Origin of the sequence: Mycoplasmopsis alligatoris A21JP2, assembly GCF_000178375.1 — a bacterium.
In the GTDB taxonomy this organism is placed as follows: domain Bacteria; phylum Bacillota_I; class Bacilli_A; order Mycoplasmatales; family Metamycoplasmataceae; genus Mycoplasmopsis; species Mycoplasmopsis alligatoris.
The window spans coordinates 15519-34234 of the sequence record NZ_ADNC01000004.1; the positions used below are offsets into that span (position 1 = coordinate 15519).

Genomic DNA, 18716 nt, shown 5'->3' on the forward strand with positions numbered 1-18716 from the left:
ATTTTATTTTTCGTTTTCATTCTTAATATTTCTTAAAATAGCATCAATATTACTTCCATATTCACTTACTTCATCGTGATAAAAATGGATGTGAGGAACTTTTCTTCATTTTAATGATCTTGATAAAGATGATCTTATAAAACCGGCACTATTATTTAAAGATTCTAATCCCTTTTGTTTTTTTGAACCAAAGTTAACAAAAACTTTACAATGCGATAAATCTGCACTTAATTTAACGTCCATGACTACAGGATCAATTACATTTACGTTTGTTATTTCTATTGTTATTATGCTTGCAATTAATTGATGAATTTGACTTTCTTTTCGTTGTAAATTAATATTGTTCATTTATTCCTCCCTGGCTTTTGATAAACAGTTTTTTAATTCTGTAACATCATTATTAATAATTTTAACTTTATTTAGTAAAATTGTTAAAAATTCTTCAATATTCGCGATATTTCTTTCTGTATCTGTTATTAAAATTAAACATTTTTTTGCTCTTCTTAATTCATTGAAAATTTTTATTGATTCAATTGAGTGTACTTCTTCGGATTTAAATTTTTTTGCTTGTTCTTTAAGTTTTGAAATTTTTAAAATGAGTTCTTTTTTAAACACATCATAAGATAAATTTTTATTTAAAAAATTGATTGAGATATATTCGGCACTAGTCAATATTTCTCTTAATTCATGATCTTTAGAATGTATTTCAAGTTCTATATTTCTTATGTTATTAACTTTCATATTAACTTCATTTATGTTTTGTTCAACATATCACATTTTTAATACATCATCTTGATTGTATTCTCTAAGTTCTTTTAAAATTAAATTAATTTGTTTTTCGCTTAATTTTGATTCTTCAAACGGAATGTTTTGATAATGAGCCAGCAATAAAGCGCCAATAAATGCTGCTGTATAGCCACTTTTGTTAAATTTTAAAACACTTTTAAAAGCACGGTTTTTTAATTTTAAGTTCATTACAGAATCAAAATAGTTACTTTTAAATTCACCTCCTTTTGAAACAAAATCGAGTGAAAAATTATTTAACATTATTTGAGGTTGAGTAGGCATTTTAAACAAATACTGAGTAATATAAGTTTCTAATGATGGATTCCAACCGATAAAAACAACACTTTGAGCATCAATATTTATTTTTTGCCCTACTAATTTATTAATATCGGTACACAATGAGCCTTTTAGAGTTCGATAAATATTATCGCTATTAAGATTTTTTAATTTTAATATTTTAGTTATTGTTTTGAATTGACCATTATTGTTATAACCAATCGTATAGCAATATGGAAAATGTAAGTGTTTTCTTTTTAATTTTAATTGTCTTAAAAGCTTTGAATCAATCGCTTCAAAATCAACATATATTTTATATTTGTCCATGTTTTATATTTTACTATATTACTAATTAGTTTTATTAAGAACTAAAATTGCCAAAAGAAACCTTTTAAAAGATAAATTTTCATAATTTATTTATTATTATTTATTAATAAAATATAATTTAAAAATGAATAAAGAAATACTCTTAAAAATAGAAAATTTAAAATACTTAACTGATAAAAAACAAATTTTAAATATAGAAAAATTAACTATTAACAAGGGAAATATAGTTTCTATTTTAGGTCCATCTGGTGCAGGTAAAACTACGTTTTTAAAACTAATATCTGGACTTGCAAAACCAAACACAGGTACAATAAAAATGAATAAGGAAAATATTGGATTTATTTTCCAAAATTTTAATTTATATGAAAGTATTAGTGTTTATAAAAACATATATTTATCAGCTATTAATTCTACAACATATAGATATGACTTTTTTGCCTCATCTATAGCTAAATACAATAAAGATAATAAAAATAATCATTACATAGAAAAACTGCTAAAAAAATACACAAATAAAAAAACAAAAGGTTTTTTTCACTATTATTTACTAGTTTGTTTTTTACTTATGAATTTTAAATTTGAAAAAAGCTATTTTAAAATTTTTCATGTATTAAATATTAAAAAGAAAATAAATAATGACATAAAATTAATTACTGAAAAATTACAAATAAATCATATTTTAAAAAATAATTCTTTAAAAATATCAGGCGGACAACAGCAACGTGTTTCAATTGCAAAAGCACTTATTAAAAAAGCAAATATCATTTTAATGGATGAGCCTTTTGCTTCATTAGATGCAAACATTAAAGAAGAGTCTAAAGATTGAATAAAAAATATTCAAAAGGAATTTAATCTTTCTATTTTTATAGTTACTCATGATAAAAACGACGCTATGTTAATTAGTGATGAAATTTTATTTATTAATCAAGGAGAATTATTGCAACATGGTAGTGTTGATTATTTAGTTAATAATCCTAAAAATTTCCAGGTTGCAAACTTTTTTAACAATTTTAAAAATGATTATTTATATAAAGAAAACGAAAATTATTATTATTTGAAAAAAAACGCACTTAAAGTTATTAAATCAAGTGAGTCAAAAAATTATATTGTTTCAAAAAAAACATTAAATGGACTATTTTTATATGAAATATACTCTCAAAAATTCAATAAAAATATCGAGTGATTAAGTGATGATAATAGTTTTGAAATAAATGATTTTGTTGCAACATCAATAAAAAAAGATGATATTTTTGTTTTTAATAAAACTGGAGAACGTGTTTATGAAAAATAAAAAAATTTGAAATTTATTTTTATTATTACCTTTATTTTTTATTGTTTGCTTTTTTACGTTATATCCATTAATAAATTCTATTGTAGATTCCTTAAAAGTTTTTCCTTATGGAACAAAAGTAAGATATACAATTGGGTTAGATAACTTTAATAAATTATTTAATGATGAATACTTTTTAAATTCTTTTAAAAATACAACACTAATTATTTTTGTTTTTATGCCTTTATCATTAATATTAAGCTTGTTTATAGCGCTTTTTGTAAATACAATAAAGTCAAAAATTGGTAAAAATGTTTTAAAAACTTTGTTATATTCACAATTTTTTATATCAAGTTTTGCAAATGGTATATCTTTTGTGTTTCATTTTGGTTCAAATAATGCTTTTGCTAAATTATTTAATTTAAATATAAGTTTTGCACAGGGTAAAAATTCAGTTTCTATATTTATAATATATTTAATTTTTTTCTTGTGAAGAACATTACCTTTTAATATAGTTATTTTCCTTTTTGGTTTAAATAAAATAGAGAAAAAATACCAAAACTCCTTATTCATAGATAATTTAGGTAAAAAAGATAAATTGTTATATGTTTTTTTACCTGAACTTAAAAACTCTTTTAAATTAATTGTATATACTAATTTTTCATTAGCAATTTTGTTTTTACCAAGCTTTTTTATTGACAATAACATTGATTTAGATTTTATTAACGGGCAGGTTATTGCCGGTTATATTTTTGAAATAATAATTCCTAAAAACAATTCAATTTCAATAAAAACTGAATTAGCAAATGCTGCTTGTTTTGTTTTTATTCTTTATATATTTGTAACATTATTTATATATAGAATTTTAATTTATATTAGTCAAAATAAAATAATTTATATTAAAAAAAGGAGTACAAATGTCTAAACAAATTAAAGAATTTTTAAAATATTTACTTGTTATATTTTTGTTATTAATCTTCTTGTTTCCTCTTTATTATTTATTTGTAAAAAGTCATTATTCAAATAGTTTTGAAACGAATAATATTGTCTCATTTAGCCCTGATACTTTTGATTTTTATAACTATAAACAAGCGCTAAACACAAATTTTTTACCAGCACTAGGTTTAAGTATTAGTTCACTTGTTTTAGTGTTATTAATAAGATTATTCATTTTTATATTAGCTGCCATAGCACTTAATAAACTACCAAAAGTAATCGTTAAATTTATTTTGATATTTCTTTTAATAATCAGTTTAATTCCTGATGTTGTACTATTTTTGCCATTAAAAAAAGTTTTGATTGAAACAAATTTAATTAACAAGTCGTTAGCATTTAGCTTGATAACAAATTCTATCTTTTCGTATTTTATTTTCCTTAATATTTTCAAAACTTTTGAAGAGATAAAAGAAAAACAAAAAGAAACAATTCAGATTGATAACATAGGTTTTAGACATCAAGTATTGTATGTTTATTTACCTAAGTTAAGAATGCCTTTGTTTCTTTTAGTAATTTTTAGTACCCTTAATGTTTGAAACGATTATTTATGACCACTCTTTATTTTAAGTGGATATAAATTGGATACTATTGGTATTTGATTTAGATTTTTAGGTGATACAGGTTTTTCAAATCTTGAAAATGTGCAAAGCGCTGGGGCAATTATTGCGCTAAGCATCCCATTAAGTATTTACTTAATTTTTTCACCTTTTATAAATAAAATTATTTCTAAGAATTCTTAATTGCACTTAAGAATTTTTTTAATGCTTCTTGACCATTTAATTCAACTTTTGCACTACCTTCATTAGTTAATGATTCTAATGAAGTTCTTAACAAGTCATTTAGTTTTGATGAATCTTCATCTAAATAAATCGTTGTTGAAATAATGTCATTTGATTCAGTAAATTTTAGAAGTGATTGTAAACTAATTTGTGCAGTTATAAAGTAATTTCTAGTTGTTTCTAATTTATACATAAGTTTTTTATCATCATCACTAGCATCAGCTTTTTTTGCAATAGTTTGTATTTGTACATTTAAAGAACTTATTTTTGTTTTTACTTCTGTAAGTTTTTCTTGACTGACCATTTCTTTAATTGGAACTATGTAACCTGATTTTTCCATGATTAAATCTCTAACAAACTTAGTTTCATTTCCAATTTTAGCTTGACCATAAAATAATCAATCTAAAAACATTTTAGTTGCTTTATCTTCTTTCCCTTTGTCTACGATAAAGCAATTAATGATGAACCACCTAAGTTATAAGATGTTTTTAAGTTTTTATCTGCATTAGAATTAAAAACTTGTGAATTTCAATTTACATCAATATTACTTGCTCAACGTTTTGGTGCTGTTGCGTCTTTACGTGAAAAAAAGTTTCTTGAAGTTATTGAATCATATGATTGATTAGTTCCTACTGCTGCAGCAAAAGCAATAGCTGTATTATATGTTCTAATGTCTCATGAAGCTCACTGAGTTTTATTGTTTGCGTATTTAATTGAAAAGTATGATTTTGTATCTTCTCCGACTTTTTCAACTAAACTTTGTTTGTTATATGAATTTCACTTATCTCAAAGAGTACTAAATTCTGTTTGTAATTTTTGATTATCTTTTAAATCAAATTTTATTAGGTTGTTTTCTTTTGTATCTAAGCTTCATAAAAATTGTCCATTTGTTCTATTGATTAAATCCTTTTTAAATGCATCTTCTTGGTAATCAATTGTGAAAATTTGAACATCACTTAATTTAGCTTTTTGTTCTGCACTTAACGATGCAATATCAAATTTAGTTCTATTAAAAACTTCTAGTGAAAAGTTTTGAATACTTTCAATTGAACTAAATGTTGTATTATCGATTTTAAAATCCTTAAAAGCATTCGAATCTTTTGCCTTTAAGTACTTAAACATACTTGTTTCAGGTATTTGATTTGTATTTTCTTTAGCGACTTGTGCCTTTTTATAAACCTCTAGGTTTTTATCTACATTTCCACCGTTTTTCTCAACAAGTTCGAAAATAACATTCATAATGTCTAAATTAAAAACTAATGCATCAGTGTCAGTAATGTCAAATGGAATATTATAAATTTTTTCTACATTTTTTTGACCTGGCAATAAATTAAATTGATTTATTACTTTTTTTGGAAAAATTTCTTTATTAATGTTTGTATCACTTAAATCTAATAATTTATCATATTTATTTATTAAATAAGCACTTGCTTGATTACCTAAAATTAAATTAGGCACATCAGAAGAATTACTTTCTATATTTGTTATTACGTTTTTTGCTAAGTTAGCTTCTGAAGTTGCTTTAGTAACATCTTGTTTTTGTAATTCAACAGGTAAAAAACCTTCCTTATTTTTTTCTAATTCATTGTATATTGGAACTAATTCTTGTAAAGCTATCATTAGTGGAAAATACTGATTTTGAGCAGTTTGTAGTACCACTTTATTATCAGCAACTGCTCTATCAGTTTTATAAACAACTTGATTCTCAACTTGTTTATTTGTTGTTGTACATGCGCTAGCACTAATAATGGCAGCTAGCGATACTAGTGAAAAGATACTTTTTTTCACTAAATTTGATTTTTTCATCTATTTCTCCTAAATTTTTACTACAAATTTTTTTGTTAGCAATATTTTTATATTACAAAATGAAAATTTTTATCAAAAATATATGAAAAAAACAAAAACAGTTGAAAAAGTGGAAAAATATGGAAACATATAAATTTTAGTAAATACCTATAAATAAGCATTTTTTAGATATAAATGTGGTAAAGTTTTCATATATTAATTATTTGAAAATTTTAGTATACATTTAATTTCTACTGTGCTTTGAATCAAATAACTATTTTTTTATCTGAAAAATATTTTTCAGAATTTTTGTTTTTAAAATTTGTCCGTATTATTATCTTACTGAATTAATGTATAAGAGGATTTATGAGTCAAAATGAAAAATTTAATTTTATTGATAACATTTTTAAAAACAATAACAGATATATAGTTCCTGTTTATCAGCGAAATTACACGTGAAGTAAAAAAATAGCAATGAATTTTATCAAGATTTTCTTGCGTTGTATAACGGTGAAAAACAAAAACATTATTTAGATGCAGTACTTCTTTGAAGATCCAAAAATATAGGTAAAGGAGATTTAATTTTTATAATAGACGGTCAACAACGAATAACAACTATTTTAATTTTTATTAAAGCTGTTGCAGATTTTTTACATTCAAACCATTTAAAACAACAATATATTCTTAATAGCTATGATGTTAATACTAAAGATTCAACTGAAAATTTTAAAATAAGTCACAGTACAAACGATAGTAAAGAATTTGAACATTTTATGAATGAAAAAAGAGATTCAAAAAATAAATTTTATGATATATATAAATGTTTTTCATTATTAATAAAAAAAGACTTTGATCAAAATTTAAATGAACATGATTTTTTAAACATTTTAAGGAGAATCTATTTTACACGTATAGAAATTGATGCAGATGAAGATCCGCAATTAATTTTTGAGAAAATAAATGGTTCAAGCCTTGTTTTAACAACAGCAGAAAAAATAAAAAATTATTTATTGATGTCAATAAACGATGAAAAAAAATTGGAAAAATATTTCAATGATTATTGAAAACCAATTGAGCAGAGACTAGATAAAGACTTAAATGTGTTTATTAATATATACGTAATGTACAAGTGTTTAACAAATGTAAATGAAAACCAAGTTTATGAAAAATTAAAAGAAGTTATAAAAACAAATGATCAAAAAACAAATGCGCTTGAAGAATTATTATTCTTATGTAATTATTATCAACAGGCAAAGGGTGCAGAAAAATGCGAATTTAATTCTAATATAACAAATATATTTTGATGAATAAAACAAATAAGTCTTAAAACATTATTACCTTTAATTTTTGCCTTGTTAAATGACTATAAAAAAGAAAAAATATCTTTAGTTGAATTAGAAAAAATTTTTACAGTTATACTTGTTTTTGCATTAAGAAAAAAAATAATAAATGATTCCAAAAACTTTAATAAAATGTTTACAAATATTTATAAAAGAGTTAAAGATAAATATGCTTATTCCAATTTTTTAAAAGGTTTTAAGGAAATTTTATTTTCTGATAAAAATATGGTAAACGATAAAGAAATAGAAGACGAGTTAAGAAAAAATAACGTTTATAAAAATAATAAGCAAAAATTACTAATAATCCTATTACTTATTGAACTCAAATTGTTTTCTAAAGAGAAAATAGTTATTAATGAAGACATACAAATAGAGCATATAATGCCTCAAAATATAGCTAAGTGAAAAGAAGAAGACGAATATTTATATAATGATGAAATGCATGAAAAAAATGTTAATAAACTTGGTAATATGTCTTTAACAGGAATCAACCAAAAATTATCAAATAGTAAATTTTCGATAAAAAAAGAAGAAATAAAAATACGAGGTACTAGATTCCATACCTTATGAGAACCAGTAATAAATTCTCCAAAATGAACTGAAGATGAAATAAACAAAAGAACTGATGAATCTGTAAAAATAGTTCTACAACAATTATCTATTGATAAATATAAAATAAAAAATTCTGAAATAAATTCTGAAAAAATAAATAGAAACATTTCAGATAATAGCATAAGAAAAGATGAAGAAAATTTGGTCAATAAAACTTACAAAAGCGATCTTAAAAAAGTTAAAAATTGAAATAATAAAAGATTATATAATGTTATTGAAAGAGAAATAGGTACTATAAAAACTTCAAACGCTGATGAAGACTTTGACATTTCTGAAAATTTAACATTTAAAAAATTTACTTCTTGTAAAATTGTTCAAGTTGATATTTTAGAAAAAAAATATAAAGTAGATTCAATGATACAAGCTATTATGACAATTCTTAAATATTTACATGATAACTACTACAACGTTCTTGATAATGAAAGCAATCTTAATAAATATTTATCTAAAGATTCTGATTTAGTGCTTAGACCAGAAAAAATATTAGGTACTAATATCTACTTTGGTTCTGAATATAATAATAATGAAAAAATGAGACGGGTTAGAATTATTGCAGAAAAATGTAATGTATATCTTACTCAAATTAAATTAAAAGGTTATCGCGAAAAATAAAATGAGCTTTGGCTCATTTTATTTTATTCTTTATTAATGGTGGCTTAATAATCTAACAAATTCAATTGTTTTATTTTCTTTTCAATCTTTTATTTTTGCTCTTATTCCATTATGTTTAGTCCCAATATTTTTTGAACAACCATCACATTCCTTATCAATTGTTTGTACACCAAACAAAGTAATTTCTTCGATTTTGTTTGTACATGATTCAGGTATTACATATTTTAAACCATCCATTTGTCAAATATTAAATGAAATTATTGTTGCTATTTGTTTAAGAATGTCTATTGATGGATCTTTATTGAATTTTTCAAAATAGTATTCCATAAAAGAATAAAATAAATTCTCACGGGCTAATAACAAGCTATCTCCTTGATAATCATAACCATAAGTATTTTTATATGCTATATAAACTTATTCAAGTCATAAATCATGCTCGTTTACGTTTTCATTAATTATGCGCATCTTTCTATCTAATATACCAATACGATTTTTCAAATCAATATAATCACCAGTTACAGTATCGTATCGACTAACTAAATATGGAGCTTCTCCGCACGTAATTTCCATACGTGTATCTTCTACATATTCTTGTCAAGTTCTATTTTTAAATTCAACTTTTTCTGTAGCAACTCATGTTTTATTATCTTTACTTGGAATATTAAAAGAATTCTCGTATCCCATTCATTCATTATCGACTAAATTATTTTGTGCATTACAAACTCATGATGGAGTAAAAACTTCTGCCATTTTTTTAATACGAGCATTTTGTTCCTCTTTAGCTTTTAAACATCTTGGTTTAATAACACGATAATTGTGACCAGTAATTAATTCGGCTTTTATTTGTGCATCAAAGCTAAATTCATCACCTTTACTTATATAATTATTTGTTGCTCAAATAATATTTTTATTAGTAGTTTGATCTTTTAGTAAAATGTCTAAAACATCAATGCTCAAGTGCTTTATGAAATTTTCATTAATATCTACAACATTCTTTTTTTCCATTTTTTACCCACTTAAAATATATATTTGTATTTTATCATTTTCTTAGTAAAACGATTATAAAGAATCAGTAAAAACAGAATAAAAAAGTACGAATATCGTACTTAAATTATTAAACTAATTTTTCAAAAACATCATCGCCAGTTTCACTAACTAATTCTGCACCAAAGTTTTTGGCAATAATATTTCCTAATGTTCCTAATCCATTGAAGTTTTCTAAAACTTTAGGTTTGGTAAATGACTTAGAAAAAATTGTAGCTGGTAAAAACTCTCTTGTGTGATTAAATCCTGGATAAAGTGGGTCATTACCATGATCACTTGTCATAATTAATAAGTCATCTTCTTTTAAAGCATTTATTAATTTTCCTAATTTGACATCTAAATTAGCAATGTTTTTTGCATATCCATGAACATTTCTTCTGTGTCCATAATGACTATCAAATTCAACAAGGTTTGTAAAAACAAATTGGTTTTTTGTGTCCTGCATTGCTAAATCAATAGTTACATCCATACCTTTTTCATCACTTCCACTTGCATAGTGTTTTGAAATTCCCTGACCAACAAAAATGTCATTAATTTTTCCTACTGAAATAACTTCTACACCGATTTTTTGTAATGAATTTAAAATCATTTCACGTGGTTGATTTGCATAATCATGTCTATTAAATGTTCTTGTGTATTTACCGTTGTCACCTAAATATGGACGCGCAATAATTCTTCCAACGTTTCATTCAGGTCTTGAAGAACAAATTCTTCTTGCTTCTTTTGCATAACGGTATAAATTATCTAAACCAGTTCATTCTTCGTGAGCACAGATCTGTAAAACTGAATCCATTGAAGTATATACAATAATTGAACCATTTGCTTTTTCTTCATGAGCAAATTCATCAATAATCTCAGTACCACTTGAAGATTTATTACCTATAATTTTTCTTCCATCAAAAGCTTTTGATAATTCGTCTATTAGCTCTTGAGGAAAGCCGTTTTCATAAAATGTAGGAAATGGAACTAATGTTTTAATTCCCATCATTTCTCAATGTCCAGCTAATGTATCTTTAGCGTTTGAAACTTCTTGTATTTTAGCCATGTATGCTAAAGGTTGTTTAACGTGGTAATTACCATTTAAATCAGTAATGTTACCAATACCTAATTTTTTTCAGTTATCAATTTTAAATTCTTCAGACATAGAAGCGGATTTAATTGTATTAGCTCCAGTATCTCCAAATCTTTTTTGGTCTTTATCAGCACCTATTCCCAAACCATCGGTTACTATCATAAAAACTCTGTTAAATTTTGCCATAATTCTCCTATAAATTTTGCGTTTATTAATTTAAATTTTACTATTTTTTATTGATAGCGTGCATTAATTTTGAAAATGGAAAAAATTACATATTCAAATTATTAAAAGTTATATTATTTTAAATAAGAGGAACTATGAAAAAAACAAAAATAATATTAAGTTTAGGTGCATTAACTAGTCCACTTTTAATTGCTTCATGTAATGTAAAAGTAACAAATGAAGCTGAAAAAAGTGATAAAAATAATTGATCAAGTGACAATGTTAATCAAGAAAATACACCTATAAACAAGTTAAATAATGAAGAATATGCAGAATTGACAAATTTAAATAAAGAAGTAGAAATTTATTTACAAACAGTTGAAAATTTCAACAAAAATAAAGAAATAGTAGAGTTAAATAAAAAATTTATTGCAGGTAAAGATATGCAAATAAATCACCGTTATAACAAAACATTTAATGAGGAATATAAAATTACTTTAGCAAAAGCAAAAGAGTCAATAAAACAAGAAAAAATTATTGATACCTATAAAGAAGAATGAGAATTGTAAAGACGTAAATTTTCATCATTTTGAGTAAATTTAAAAACTATTAAAAAAGAGTATCATGAAAAAATAGAAAAAGATTTTTATGATTTTTTAGATTCAAAAAAAATTGTTTTTGAAAATATAAAAGATAATATTGATAAGTTTAAATCCACTATAAGAGAAGTCAATCAAAAATTTATAGAATCTCAAGAAAAAATAATTAATGAAACGGCTTTTAAAATAATAGATGGCGAATATAAAGAGTTAAAAGTAAAAATTACTGAATTGTATATTCGGTTAGAAAAAATTAGGTTCAATTCCTTTCTAAATGATTTAAAAAAAGCTGTTGATAATTTTGAAAAATTAATAGCTAAAAAAGATTATAACAACGATAATTTTGTAACTACTTTTAAAGATTTAAAAAATATGTATACAAATTATTTATACGAACAAAAAGAATTTGAAGACAATCAAAAAACACTTGAAGAATATGTTAAAAAGATAAATCCATTTATTCAAAAGGCAAAAGAATTTAAAAATGAAAAAGATAAAAATAAAGAAAACAGAGTTAAGAAATTATTAACAAGAGCAGAAAAATTTTTAAACGATAAAGATCAAGAGCCTAAAAAAGAAGGTTTTGATAATATTGGAATTTTAAGATTAATAACAGAAGGTAAATATTTAGAAACGACATTTAAAAAAGAATTAAAATAAAACATATTCGCCTTGTGTATAGGTGAATATGTTTTTATTAAAATTTAAATAATATTTTTTTCTGAACTGTGCGTTGTGAAACAAATGTTTTAAAGTATGCTTCATTAACAATAATTCCTAGGTACATAAAATATGTAAATCAGCTTATAAAAATTGATAAATACATAAAAATTCCTAATGGTCCGTATTTATTAAAATCAGTTACTTTTGCTAAAAACCCAAATAATGAAACTAATAATCAAGTAGGAATTGATGCTACTAGTACACCTGAATGTGCAGCTCGAAACGACAATTTAAACGATGGAGAAAATTTAAATAACATTAAAAACCCGGTATATAAAAAGATTAATGCATTAAAAATAAATAAGATGAAAGTTGATGAACTATTTTTAGTTTTATCAAGCACATCATAACCACCAATCAAGAGATCTAACCCTAAGGTAAATGCAATTAATAGTGATAAATAAAGAGAAATTACCACAACCAATATTAAACCTTTTAATCTGTTACCTAAATTTGTTCCTAAATACTTATGGTTGTAAATGTAATTTTGGGATGATATTATTTTTCCATATCCAGCGCTTGAAACTCATAAACTAGAAAGCCCTAAAAAGACAAGCGAAATAATAGCTTCAGTTTTTCTAAGTTGTAAAGTTAAAAACGAAATAACTGTTTCAATACCTGGAACCATTTTAGGTAAGATAATGTCAATAAAATAAGCGTTAAATATATTTCCTGAACTAGCTACACTTAATAAACTTAATATTAAATAGGAAATTATAATAATCGGAACAAATGAAACTAGTAAATAAAATCCACTTGCAGCTGGTATAAATGTAAATTCACGACTAGAAAATTTCATGTAAGCACGGTTAACCATGGCATTAAGTTTAGCTTTATTTTTCTTAAAGTTTCAAAAGAATGTTATATATAAAATTATTTTAATAATAAACTTTATGATGATTTCATATAAATTAATTTTTAAAATATTCGGTCAAACTATGTTGCTAAAAAAGCCACGTTTTTTTAAAACTTTTTTATATTCTCGTTCATTTTTAGCAAATTCACGATAATACTTTTTATAAGCACTTTTATCTGAATTTCTCATCAAGTAATTCCTTAGTTAATTTATCTGCTAAAAGCGGTGAAGCTTGTCCATTTGAAACTTTCATGACGTTTCCTAAAACAAATTTTAATGCTCTTTCAGGACGAGTTGGATATTCAATAATTGCATTAGGATTATTATTAATTATTTCTTGAATCATGTTTTTAATAATTAATGGATCATTGATTACTTTTAAGTTGTTTTTGACTAATAATTCTTCTAATTGACCTTGATAATTAGGTAAAAGTGAAATAAGTTTTTTAAGTGATTTACTTGAAATAACTTCTTGATCTAAAAGTTCAATACCTTTTGCTAAGTGTTTAACACAAATTCCTAATTCATAGGCTTGTACGTTTTTTTCATTAGCACTTGATACAACTTCAGCAAAGAAAATTTTTGATAATTTATCTTTATCTGGATAATCGATGCTATCAAAATATTTAGCTAATTCTAAATTATTTATTAATGAATTTATATAAATAGGATTAATATTTAAATCACGATATCTTTTGAGTTTTTGCGCTGGTAATTCAGGTAATTTTACACTATCAATAAATTCATTACTTAGATGTATTATAGGAATATTTGGTTCTGGAAAGTATTTATATTCAACACCGGTTGTTTTATCACGCATAGAAATTGTTGAATTAGTAACATCATCAAAACGTTTAGTTTGTTGAGTAATTTTAATCCCTTTATATAATTTATTTAGTTGTTCATTTATTTCAAACTCAACAGCTTTTTTAATGTTGTTTAAAGAGTTCATATTTTTAATTTCGACTTTAGTTCCAAAAACATTTGAACCCTTTGGACGCAATGAAATATTAATATCAGCTCTTAATGATCCTTCTTCTAATTTTGCATCAGAAATGCCTAAATATAAAACCATTTTTCTTATCATATCAACATATAAAACAGCTTCTTCAGCACTTCTTAAAACTGGATGTGTAACAATTTCAATAAGTGGAACTCCACAACGATTATAATCAATTTTTGTTATCTCATTTTCATGATATTGACGCGCAGTATCTTCTTCTAAGTGAATTCTTTCTATAGCTATTTTTTTAGTTTCTTGATTTGCTAGTTCTATTTCTAAAAATCCTTCTGAACCAATAGGTCTAAAAAATTGTGTAATTTGATAGCCTTTTGGTAGATCAGTATAGAAATAGTTTTTTCTATCAAAATGTATTTCTTGATCAATGTGCATGTTTAATGCTTTTGCTAAAGCAATAGCGTGTTTAACGGCTTGCTTGTTTAGTAATGGTAAAGTACCTGGATAAGCTAAATCGATTTGATTAAAAGTACTGTTTGGTAAAGCATTAAAGTCATTTTTAGCTGGTGAAAACATTTTTGTTTTTGTGTTTAATTCTACATGAATTTCAACACCTATTATCACTTCAAAATTATTCATTTTTACCTCCTAAAATTTCTTCAAGATATAATGAATAACTAAGTAATTTTTCATCATTATATAAAGCGCTATCAAGTGTTATGCTAAAAGGCATATTTTCTTTTTTTCCCATGGGTATAGTTAAAGAAGGATTACCATTTAAGTTAGCACCTGTTAAAATATAATCCATAAAGTCATGCTTGGTATTGTCGCTAAATAAAGGAGCTATATTAGCTGCAGCTGGATATAAAACTAAATCTGCTTGTGAGTGAAGCGATTTATAATATTCACTTATTAAGCGTCTAACTTTTTGAGCTTTTAAAAAAACATCTTTTTGATTTTCGCTATATAAATAATAACTACCTAATGAAAGTCTACGTTGAACCATCATTCCAAAGTTTTTTGAGCGGGTGTTAGTCATAATTTCTTCTCAATTATTTCCTTTTTCACGTGCACCAAAGCCAATTCCGGCTAAATTTGCTAAATTAGATGAAGCTTCAGAATAAGAAACTATATCATAAACTGGTTTAATAGCTCTTAATAACTCTACATTTGGTTCTAAAATAGTTACTTCGATATTTTGTTTTTTAAGTTTTTCTAAAACACTTATATATGCTTGCTGTACATAGTCCTCTAAATAATTTTTTAAATTAAAAGCAATAACTTTTTTTGGTTTTAATTTTGTTACATTATCAATTTTAACTTCAATACTAGTCATGTCTTTTTTATCTATACCATAGACACTTTTGGAAATTAAAGCAATATCATTTACATTATGTGCAAAATAAGATACTGTATCAAGAGATGAAGCATAAGCAAACATTCCATAACGAGAAATAGCTCCATAAGATGGTTTAAATCCTACTTTTCCATTAAAACTTGCGGGTAATCTAACACTATCTCCAGTATCGCTACCTAAGGCAAATGAAATATTATCGCTCAAAGTAACAATTGAACCTGATGAAGAACCTCCTGCATAACGCTTTGAATCTAATCTATTTGTTATTAATCCATAAGCGCTAAATGTTCCAGTCCCTCCTAATGCTAATTCATCGTTATGAACTTTTGCAATAGCAAATGCTCCTGCATCTAATAATTTTTGTACAACAGTAGCATTATATTTAGGTTCAAAATTTTCTAATATTTTTGATGAGGCTTGTGTTTTAGCAAAGTTAGTAGCAAAGACATCTTTAATAGTAAAGATGGCATTATTTAATGCTAAATTATTGTTTTTTGATTCATTAAAAGTTTGATTATTTAATCAAGAAACGGCATTATTTTTGTCGTTTTTTAGTTCATTATAGGCTAATAGGTAATTTCCTTTATTAATAAGTTTTTGAATCATTATTTAACCACCTTGCTTGTTAAAACAAAATCAGCGTCTTTATTAACTGCATTATTTAACATATCTTGTTTTGTGATTGCATAAGAATTATCAACTTGATCTTCGCGTAAAAAGTCAATTTTAGGAGTTTGATTAATATGAGTCATAGGCTCAACATTATCAGTATTTATTTTGTTTAAAATTTCAATATTTACTAATAAATCTTTTCAATCACTTAAAATTCCGTTTAAAACTTCTTCAGATGGTTCTAACATTAAACTTTTAACTATTTCTTTTAATTTTTCCTTGCTAATTTCTTTGTTCATTATTACCTCTTATCATTTTGGTTGACTAATAAATTCCAAGTCATTTAAATATTTATATTCACCTTCTAAACCGACGAATTTAATTTGCAAACAGTGAAGCATTAAACGAGCAGCTTTTTTACCGCCATACTTAAAATCACCGTAAATAGGTTTTCCTAATTTCATTAATGTAACACGTATTTGGTGTTTACGACCGCTAAAAAGTGTAGCGTATTTTTTATTTGATTCTGTGTATAAATGTGTCTTAGATAGCTTTGAATAAGGCACTTTTGTAAATGAAGCAGCCATACGTTTTTTTTCTTCGTCTTTATATAAAAACAGTTCAACTTCTTTGCTTTCGTCGTTAAAATCACTTTTAAATGTATAAGTTTTTTTAATATTTTCCATATAATCATTTAAATATTTTAATGCTTGATAATTTTTTGCATAAAGCATAATTCCTGAAGTTTCTTTATCTAAACGACCAATATGACTTGGTTTAAAACTATCAACTTGTTTGTATTTTAAGTAAGCTAAAACTTGATTATCTAAACAATTTGGTGCAGAATGCACTTCAATTCCGTTAGGTTTATCAATAATTAAAACATTAGCATCTTCATATATTTTTTTGAAAGAAAAAGATGTTAAAAGTGGCGCTTCTTCTTTTTTTGTATCTATTAGTCCATATATTTCAATAACATCATTAAAGGCTATGATATAGTCCTTTTGGTTAGTTCTTTGACCATTTATTTTAATATCTTTTTTTCTAAAAAGTTTTTCTACTCTGCTTAATGGTACGTTATTTAAATATTTAATAACTAATTTGTATAATGTACGACCCGCATCATTACTTGTTGCTGTAATTTTTTTCATCTTTTCCTCTCTATAAAAATAAACCCATCATTTGGGTTTTATTCTTCTCTTTGACTACCAAATAAGTCAAATTCATCATTGACTTGATCGGCATTATCAATAAAACTAAATTCACTTAATCTTGGTAATTCTGAAAGTGATTTAATTCTAAAATAATCATAAAATTTGTTTGTAATTCCATATAAATTTGGATTACCAGGTGTTGGAGAAACTCCAACTTGTTCAATAACACCTTTTTGTAGTAAACTAGCTACAACTTGATCAGAAGCTACTCCACGAATATATGAAACTTGTGAACGTGTAACAGGTTGTTTATAAGCTATTATTCCAGCTACTTCAATTGCTGCATTTGATAAACGTTGTTTTCTTACAACATTAACTAATTTTGAAACATGTTCTTTATATGTTTCACGTGTTGCAAGTTTATAAACATCATTAAAAACAACAACTTTTAACGCACCATCAGATTCATTGTAGGCTTTATAAAAATCATTTAATATTTTTTTGGCTTCACCAATTGTGTTTAAACCAAAAATTTCTTGTACTTGTTCTAAAGTTAAACCTTCATCTCCTTGTACATACAAAAGTGCTTCAATTATTTTATTCTTCATATTCAGGTCCTTTATTTATTAAAATTTCTCCATATTGAGTTGTCTGTGTAATTAAAATTTCTTGTTTTCTTGACAAATCTAAAAGCGCAACAAGAGTTATAACAAAGTGATTTAGAGATGGTAAAGTAAAAATCATTTCAAAAGTCACATTTTCATGTTTTCTAAATAAGTCTTTAATATAGGCTTCTTGGTCTTTAGGTGTTAGTGTGAATGTTTCAAGTTTTGTTCTTCTAAGTTTAAGAGCATACATTCTTTCAAACATTCTTCTTAGTACATTTATTAATTGAAATGGATTTGAGTTTCCATCTAAACGACTAGAATCATGATCTAGGATAAATTCTTGTAACTCACTTGGTTTTTTGATGTAAATATCTTTTCTTAACACTTCATGCTCTCTTAGAGATGAAGTAACTTGTTTGAATTGTTGATATTCAGCTAATCTTTGTAAAAGAGCACGGCTATCTTCTTGTAATTGTTCATCAACAACTTCAGGTTCTGCTAATAATAAACGGGCCTTAATTTGAATAAGAGTAGCGGCCATAACTAAATAATCACCAGCTACATCGATTTGATTGTCTTTTAAATTATTAATAATTTCTAAATATTGTGTAGCTAAATCAGCTAAATTTAAGCTCATAATATCTACTTTTTTATCTTGAACAAGACTTAATAGTAAATCTAAAGGTCCATCAAATTCATCAAGTTTTATGTAATAATCATCGTACTTTAAATCTTGTTTAACTTGTTCTGTTTCATTTATGTCTTTAACTTGGTTTTGTTCCATA

20 protein-coding genes are annotated in these 18716 nt (G+C 24.7%); 6 read left to right on the forward strand and 14 right to left on the reverse strand.

What is annotated here, in order from left to right:
- Positions 1-3: 3 nt before the first annotated feature.
- Both rbfA and MALL_RS00510 read right to left on the reverse strand, forming a co-directional pair.
- Positions 4-348 carry a 30S ribosome-binding factor RbfA gene (gene rbfA / locus MALL_RS00505; protein ID WP_005683202.1) on the reverse strand — a complete coding sequence of 115 codons (345 nt, stop codon included), beginning with the start codon at positions 346-348 and terminating at the stop codon, positions 4-6.
- Entirely contained in the window at positions 349-1389 is a 1041-nt protein-coding gene (locus tag MALL_RS00510) for a hypothetical protein (RefSeq protein ID WP_040545431.1), read from the reverse strand.
- A gap of 124 nt (positions 1390-1513) precedes the next feature.
- Here MALL_RS00510 and MALL_RS00515 point away from each other — a divergent pair, with 124 nt between their 5' ends.
- The 3 genes from MALL_RS00515 to MALL_RS00525 are packed head-to-tail and all read left to right on the forward strand — an operon-like array spanning position 1514 to position 4395.
- Positions 1514-2680: an ATP-binding cassette domain-containing protein gene (locus MALL_RS00515; RefSeq protein ID WP_005683220.1), complete on the forward strand. Its 1167-nt coding sequence runs from the start codon at positions 1514-1516 to the stop codon at positions 2678-2680.
- Positions 2670-3584 carry a carbohydrate ABC transporter permease gene (locus tag MALL_RS00520; protein ID WP_005683191.1) on the forward strand — a complete coding sequence of 305 codons (915 nt, stop codon included), beginning with the start codon at positions 2670-2672 and terminating at the stop codon, positions 3582-3584. Before MALL_RS00515 ends, MALL_RS00520 begins: the two co-directional genes overlap by 11 nt.
- The gene (locus tag MALL_RS00525) at positions 3577-4395 is read left to right on the forward strand and encodes an ABC transporter permease subunit (RefSeq protein ID WP_005683192.1); all 819 of its coding nucleotides are present in this window, start codon (positions 3577-3579) and stop codon (positions 4393-4395) included. Before MALL_RS00520 ends, MALL_RS00525 begins: the two co-directional genes overlap by 8 nt.
- On the opposite strand, the gene MALL_RS00530 is transcribed toward MALL_RS00525, so the two are convergent.
- Positions 4382-4846 carry a hypothetical protein gene (locus MALL_RS00530; protein ID WP_005683215.1) on the reverse strand — a complete coding sequence of 155 codons (465 nt, stop codon included), beginning with the start codon at positions 4844-4846 and terminating at the stop codon, positions 4382-4384. The genes MALL_RS00525 and MALL_RS00530 overlap by 14 nt on opposite strands.
- A gap of 29 nt (positions 4847-4875) precedes the next feature.
- The gene (locus MALL_RS00535; RefSeq protein ID WP_005683189.1) at positions 4876-6240 is read right to left on the reverse strand and encodes a P68 family surface lipoprotein; all 1365 of its coding nucleotides are present in this window, start codon (positions 6238-6240) and stop codon (positions 4876-4878) included.
- A gap of 479 nt (positions 6241-6719) precedes the next feature.
- On the opposite strand from MALL_RS00535, the gene MALL_RS00540 reads away from it, so the two are divergent.
- Positions 6720-8783, forward strand: coding sequence for a DUF262 domain-containing protein (locus tag MALL_RS00540; protein WP_005683199.1), 2064 nt, complete (start codon positions 6720-6722; stop codon positions 8781-8783).
- Between the two features lie 33 nt (positions 8784-8816).
- Here the strand turns inward: MALL_RS00540 and MALL_RS04540 are convergent, their stop codons facing one another.
- The 3 genes from MALL_RS04540 to MALL_RS00550 all read right to left on the reverse strand — a co-directional run bounded on the left by MALL_RS04540 (position 8817) and on the right by MALL_RS00550 (position 11085).
- A complete protein-coding gene (locus MALL_RS04540) occupies positions 8817-9146 on the reverse strand; it encodes a hypothetical protein (RefSeq protein ID WP_005683174.1) in 330 nt (109 codons plus the stop codon).
- Positions 9147-9197: 51 nt separating this feature from the next.
- Positions 9198-9788, reverse strand: a complete 591-nt coding sequence (locus tag MALL_RS04545; RefSeq protein WP_005683207.1) for a hypothetical protein — start codon at positions 9786-9788, stop codon at positions 9198-9200.
- A gap of 109 nt (positions 9789-9897) precedes the next feature.
- The gene (locus MALL_RS00550; RefSeq protein WP_005683175.1) at positions 9898-11085 is read right to left on the reverse strand and encodes a phosphopentomutase; all 1188 of its coding nucleotides are present in this window, start codon (positions 11083-11085) and stop codon (positions 9898-9900) included.
- A 134-nt stretch (positions 11086-11219) separates the two neighbouring features.
- Between MALL_RS00550 and MALL_RS00555 the strand changes: the two genes are divergently transcribed.
- Together MALL_RS00555 and MALL_RS00560 are read left to right on the forward strand one after the other, a co-directional pair.
- A complete protein-coding gene (locus tag MALL_RS00555; protein ID WP_005683173.1) occupies positions 11220-11633 on the forward strand; it encodes a hypothetical protein in 414 nt (137 codons plus the stop codon).
- Positions 11634-11894: 261 nt separating this feature from the next.
- Entirely contained in the window at positions 11895-12323 is a 429-nt protein-coding gene (locus MALL_RS00560; protein ID WP_005683188.1) for a hypothetical protein, read from the forward strand.
- Between the two features lie 37 nt (positions 12324-12360).
- Here the strand turns inward: MALL_RS00560 and MALL_RS00565 are convergent, their stop codons facing one another.
- The 7 genes from MALL_RS00565 to MALL_RS00595 are packed head-to-tail and all read right to left on the reverse strand — an operon-like array spanning position 12361 to position 18715.
- Complete coding sequence (locus MALL_RS00565) at positions 12361-13431, reverse strand: YhjD/YihY/BrkB family envelope integrity protein (RefSeq protein WP_005683196.1); 1071 nt, start codon at positions 13429-13431, stop codon at positions 12361-12363.
- On the reverse strand, positions 13415-14839 hold the full coding sequence (gene gatB, locus MALL_RS00570; RefSeq protein WP_005683201.1) for an Asp-tRNA(Asn)/Glu-tRNA(Gln) amidotransferase subunit GatB: 1425 nt from the start codon (positions 14837-14839) through the stop codon (positions 13415-13417). Before gatB ends, MALL_RS00565 begins: the two co-directional genes overlap by 17 nt.
- The gene (locus MALL_RS00575) at positions 14832-16163 is read right to left on the reverse strand and encodes an amidase family protein (protein WP_005683204.1); all 1332 of its coding nucleotides are present in this window, start codon (positions 16161-16163) and stop codon (positions 14832-14834) included. Before MALL_RS00575 ends, gatB begins: the two co-directional genes overlap by 8 nt.
- On the reverse strand, positions 16163-16468 hold the full coding sequence (locus tag MALL_RS00580; RefSeq protein ID WP_005683203.1) for an Asp-tRNA(Asn)/Glu-tRNA(Gln) amidotransferase subunit GatC: 306 nt from the start codon (positions 16466-16468) through the stop codon (positions 16163-16165). Before MALL_RS00580 ends, MALL_RS00575 begins: the two co-directional genes overlap by 1 nt.
- Positions 16469-16477: 9 nt before the next feature.
- A complete protein-coding gene (locus tag MALL_RS00585) occupies positions 16478-17320 on the reverse strand; it encodes an RluA family pseudouridine synthase (RefSeq protein ID WP_005683194.1) in 843 nt (280 codons plus the stop codon).
- A gap of 38 nt (positions 17321-17358) precedes the next feature.
- Positions 17359-17931 carry an SMC-Scp complex subunit ScpB gene (gene scpB / locus MALL_RS00590; RefSeq protein WP_005683179.1) on the reverse strand — a complete coding sequence of 191 codons (573 nt, stop codon included), beginning with the start codon at positions 17929-17931 and terminating at the stop codon, positions 17359-17361.
- A complete protein-coding gene (locus tag MALL_RS00595) occupies positions 17921-18715 on the reverse strand; it encodes a segregation/condensation protein A (protein ID WP_005683190.1) in 795 nt (264 codons plus the stop codon). Before MALL_RS00595 ends, scpB begins: the two co-directional genes overlap by 11 nt.
- Position 18716: the final 1 nt, after the last annotated feature.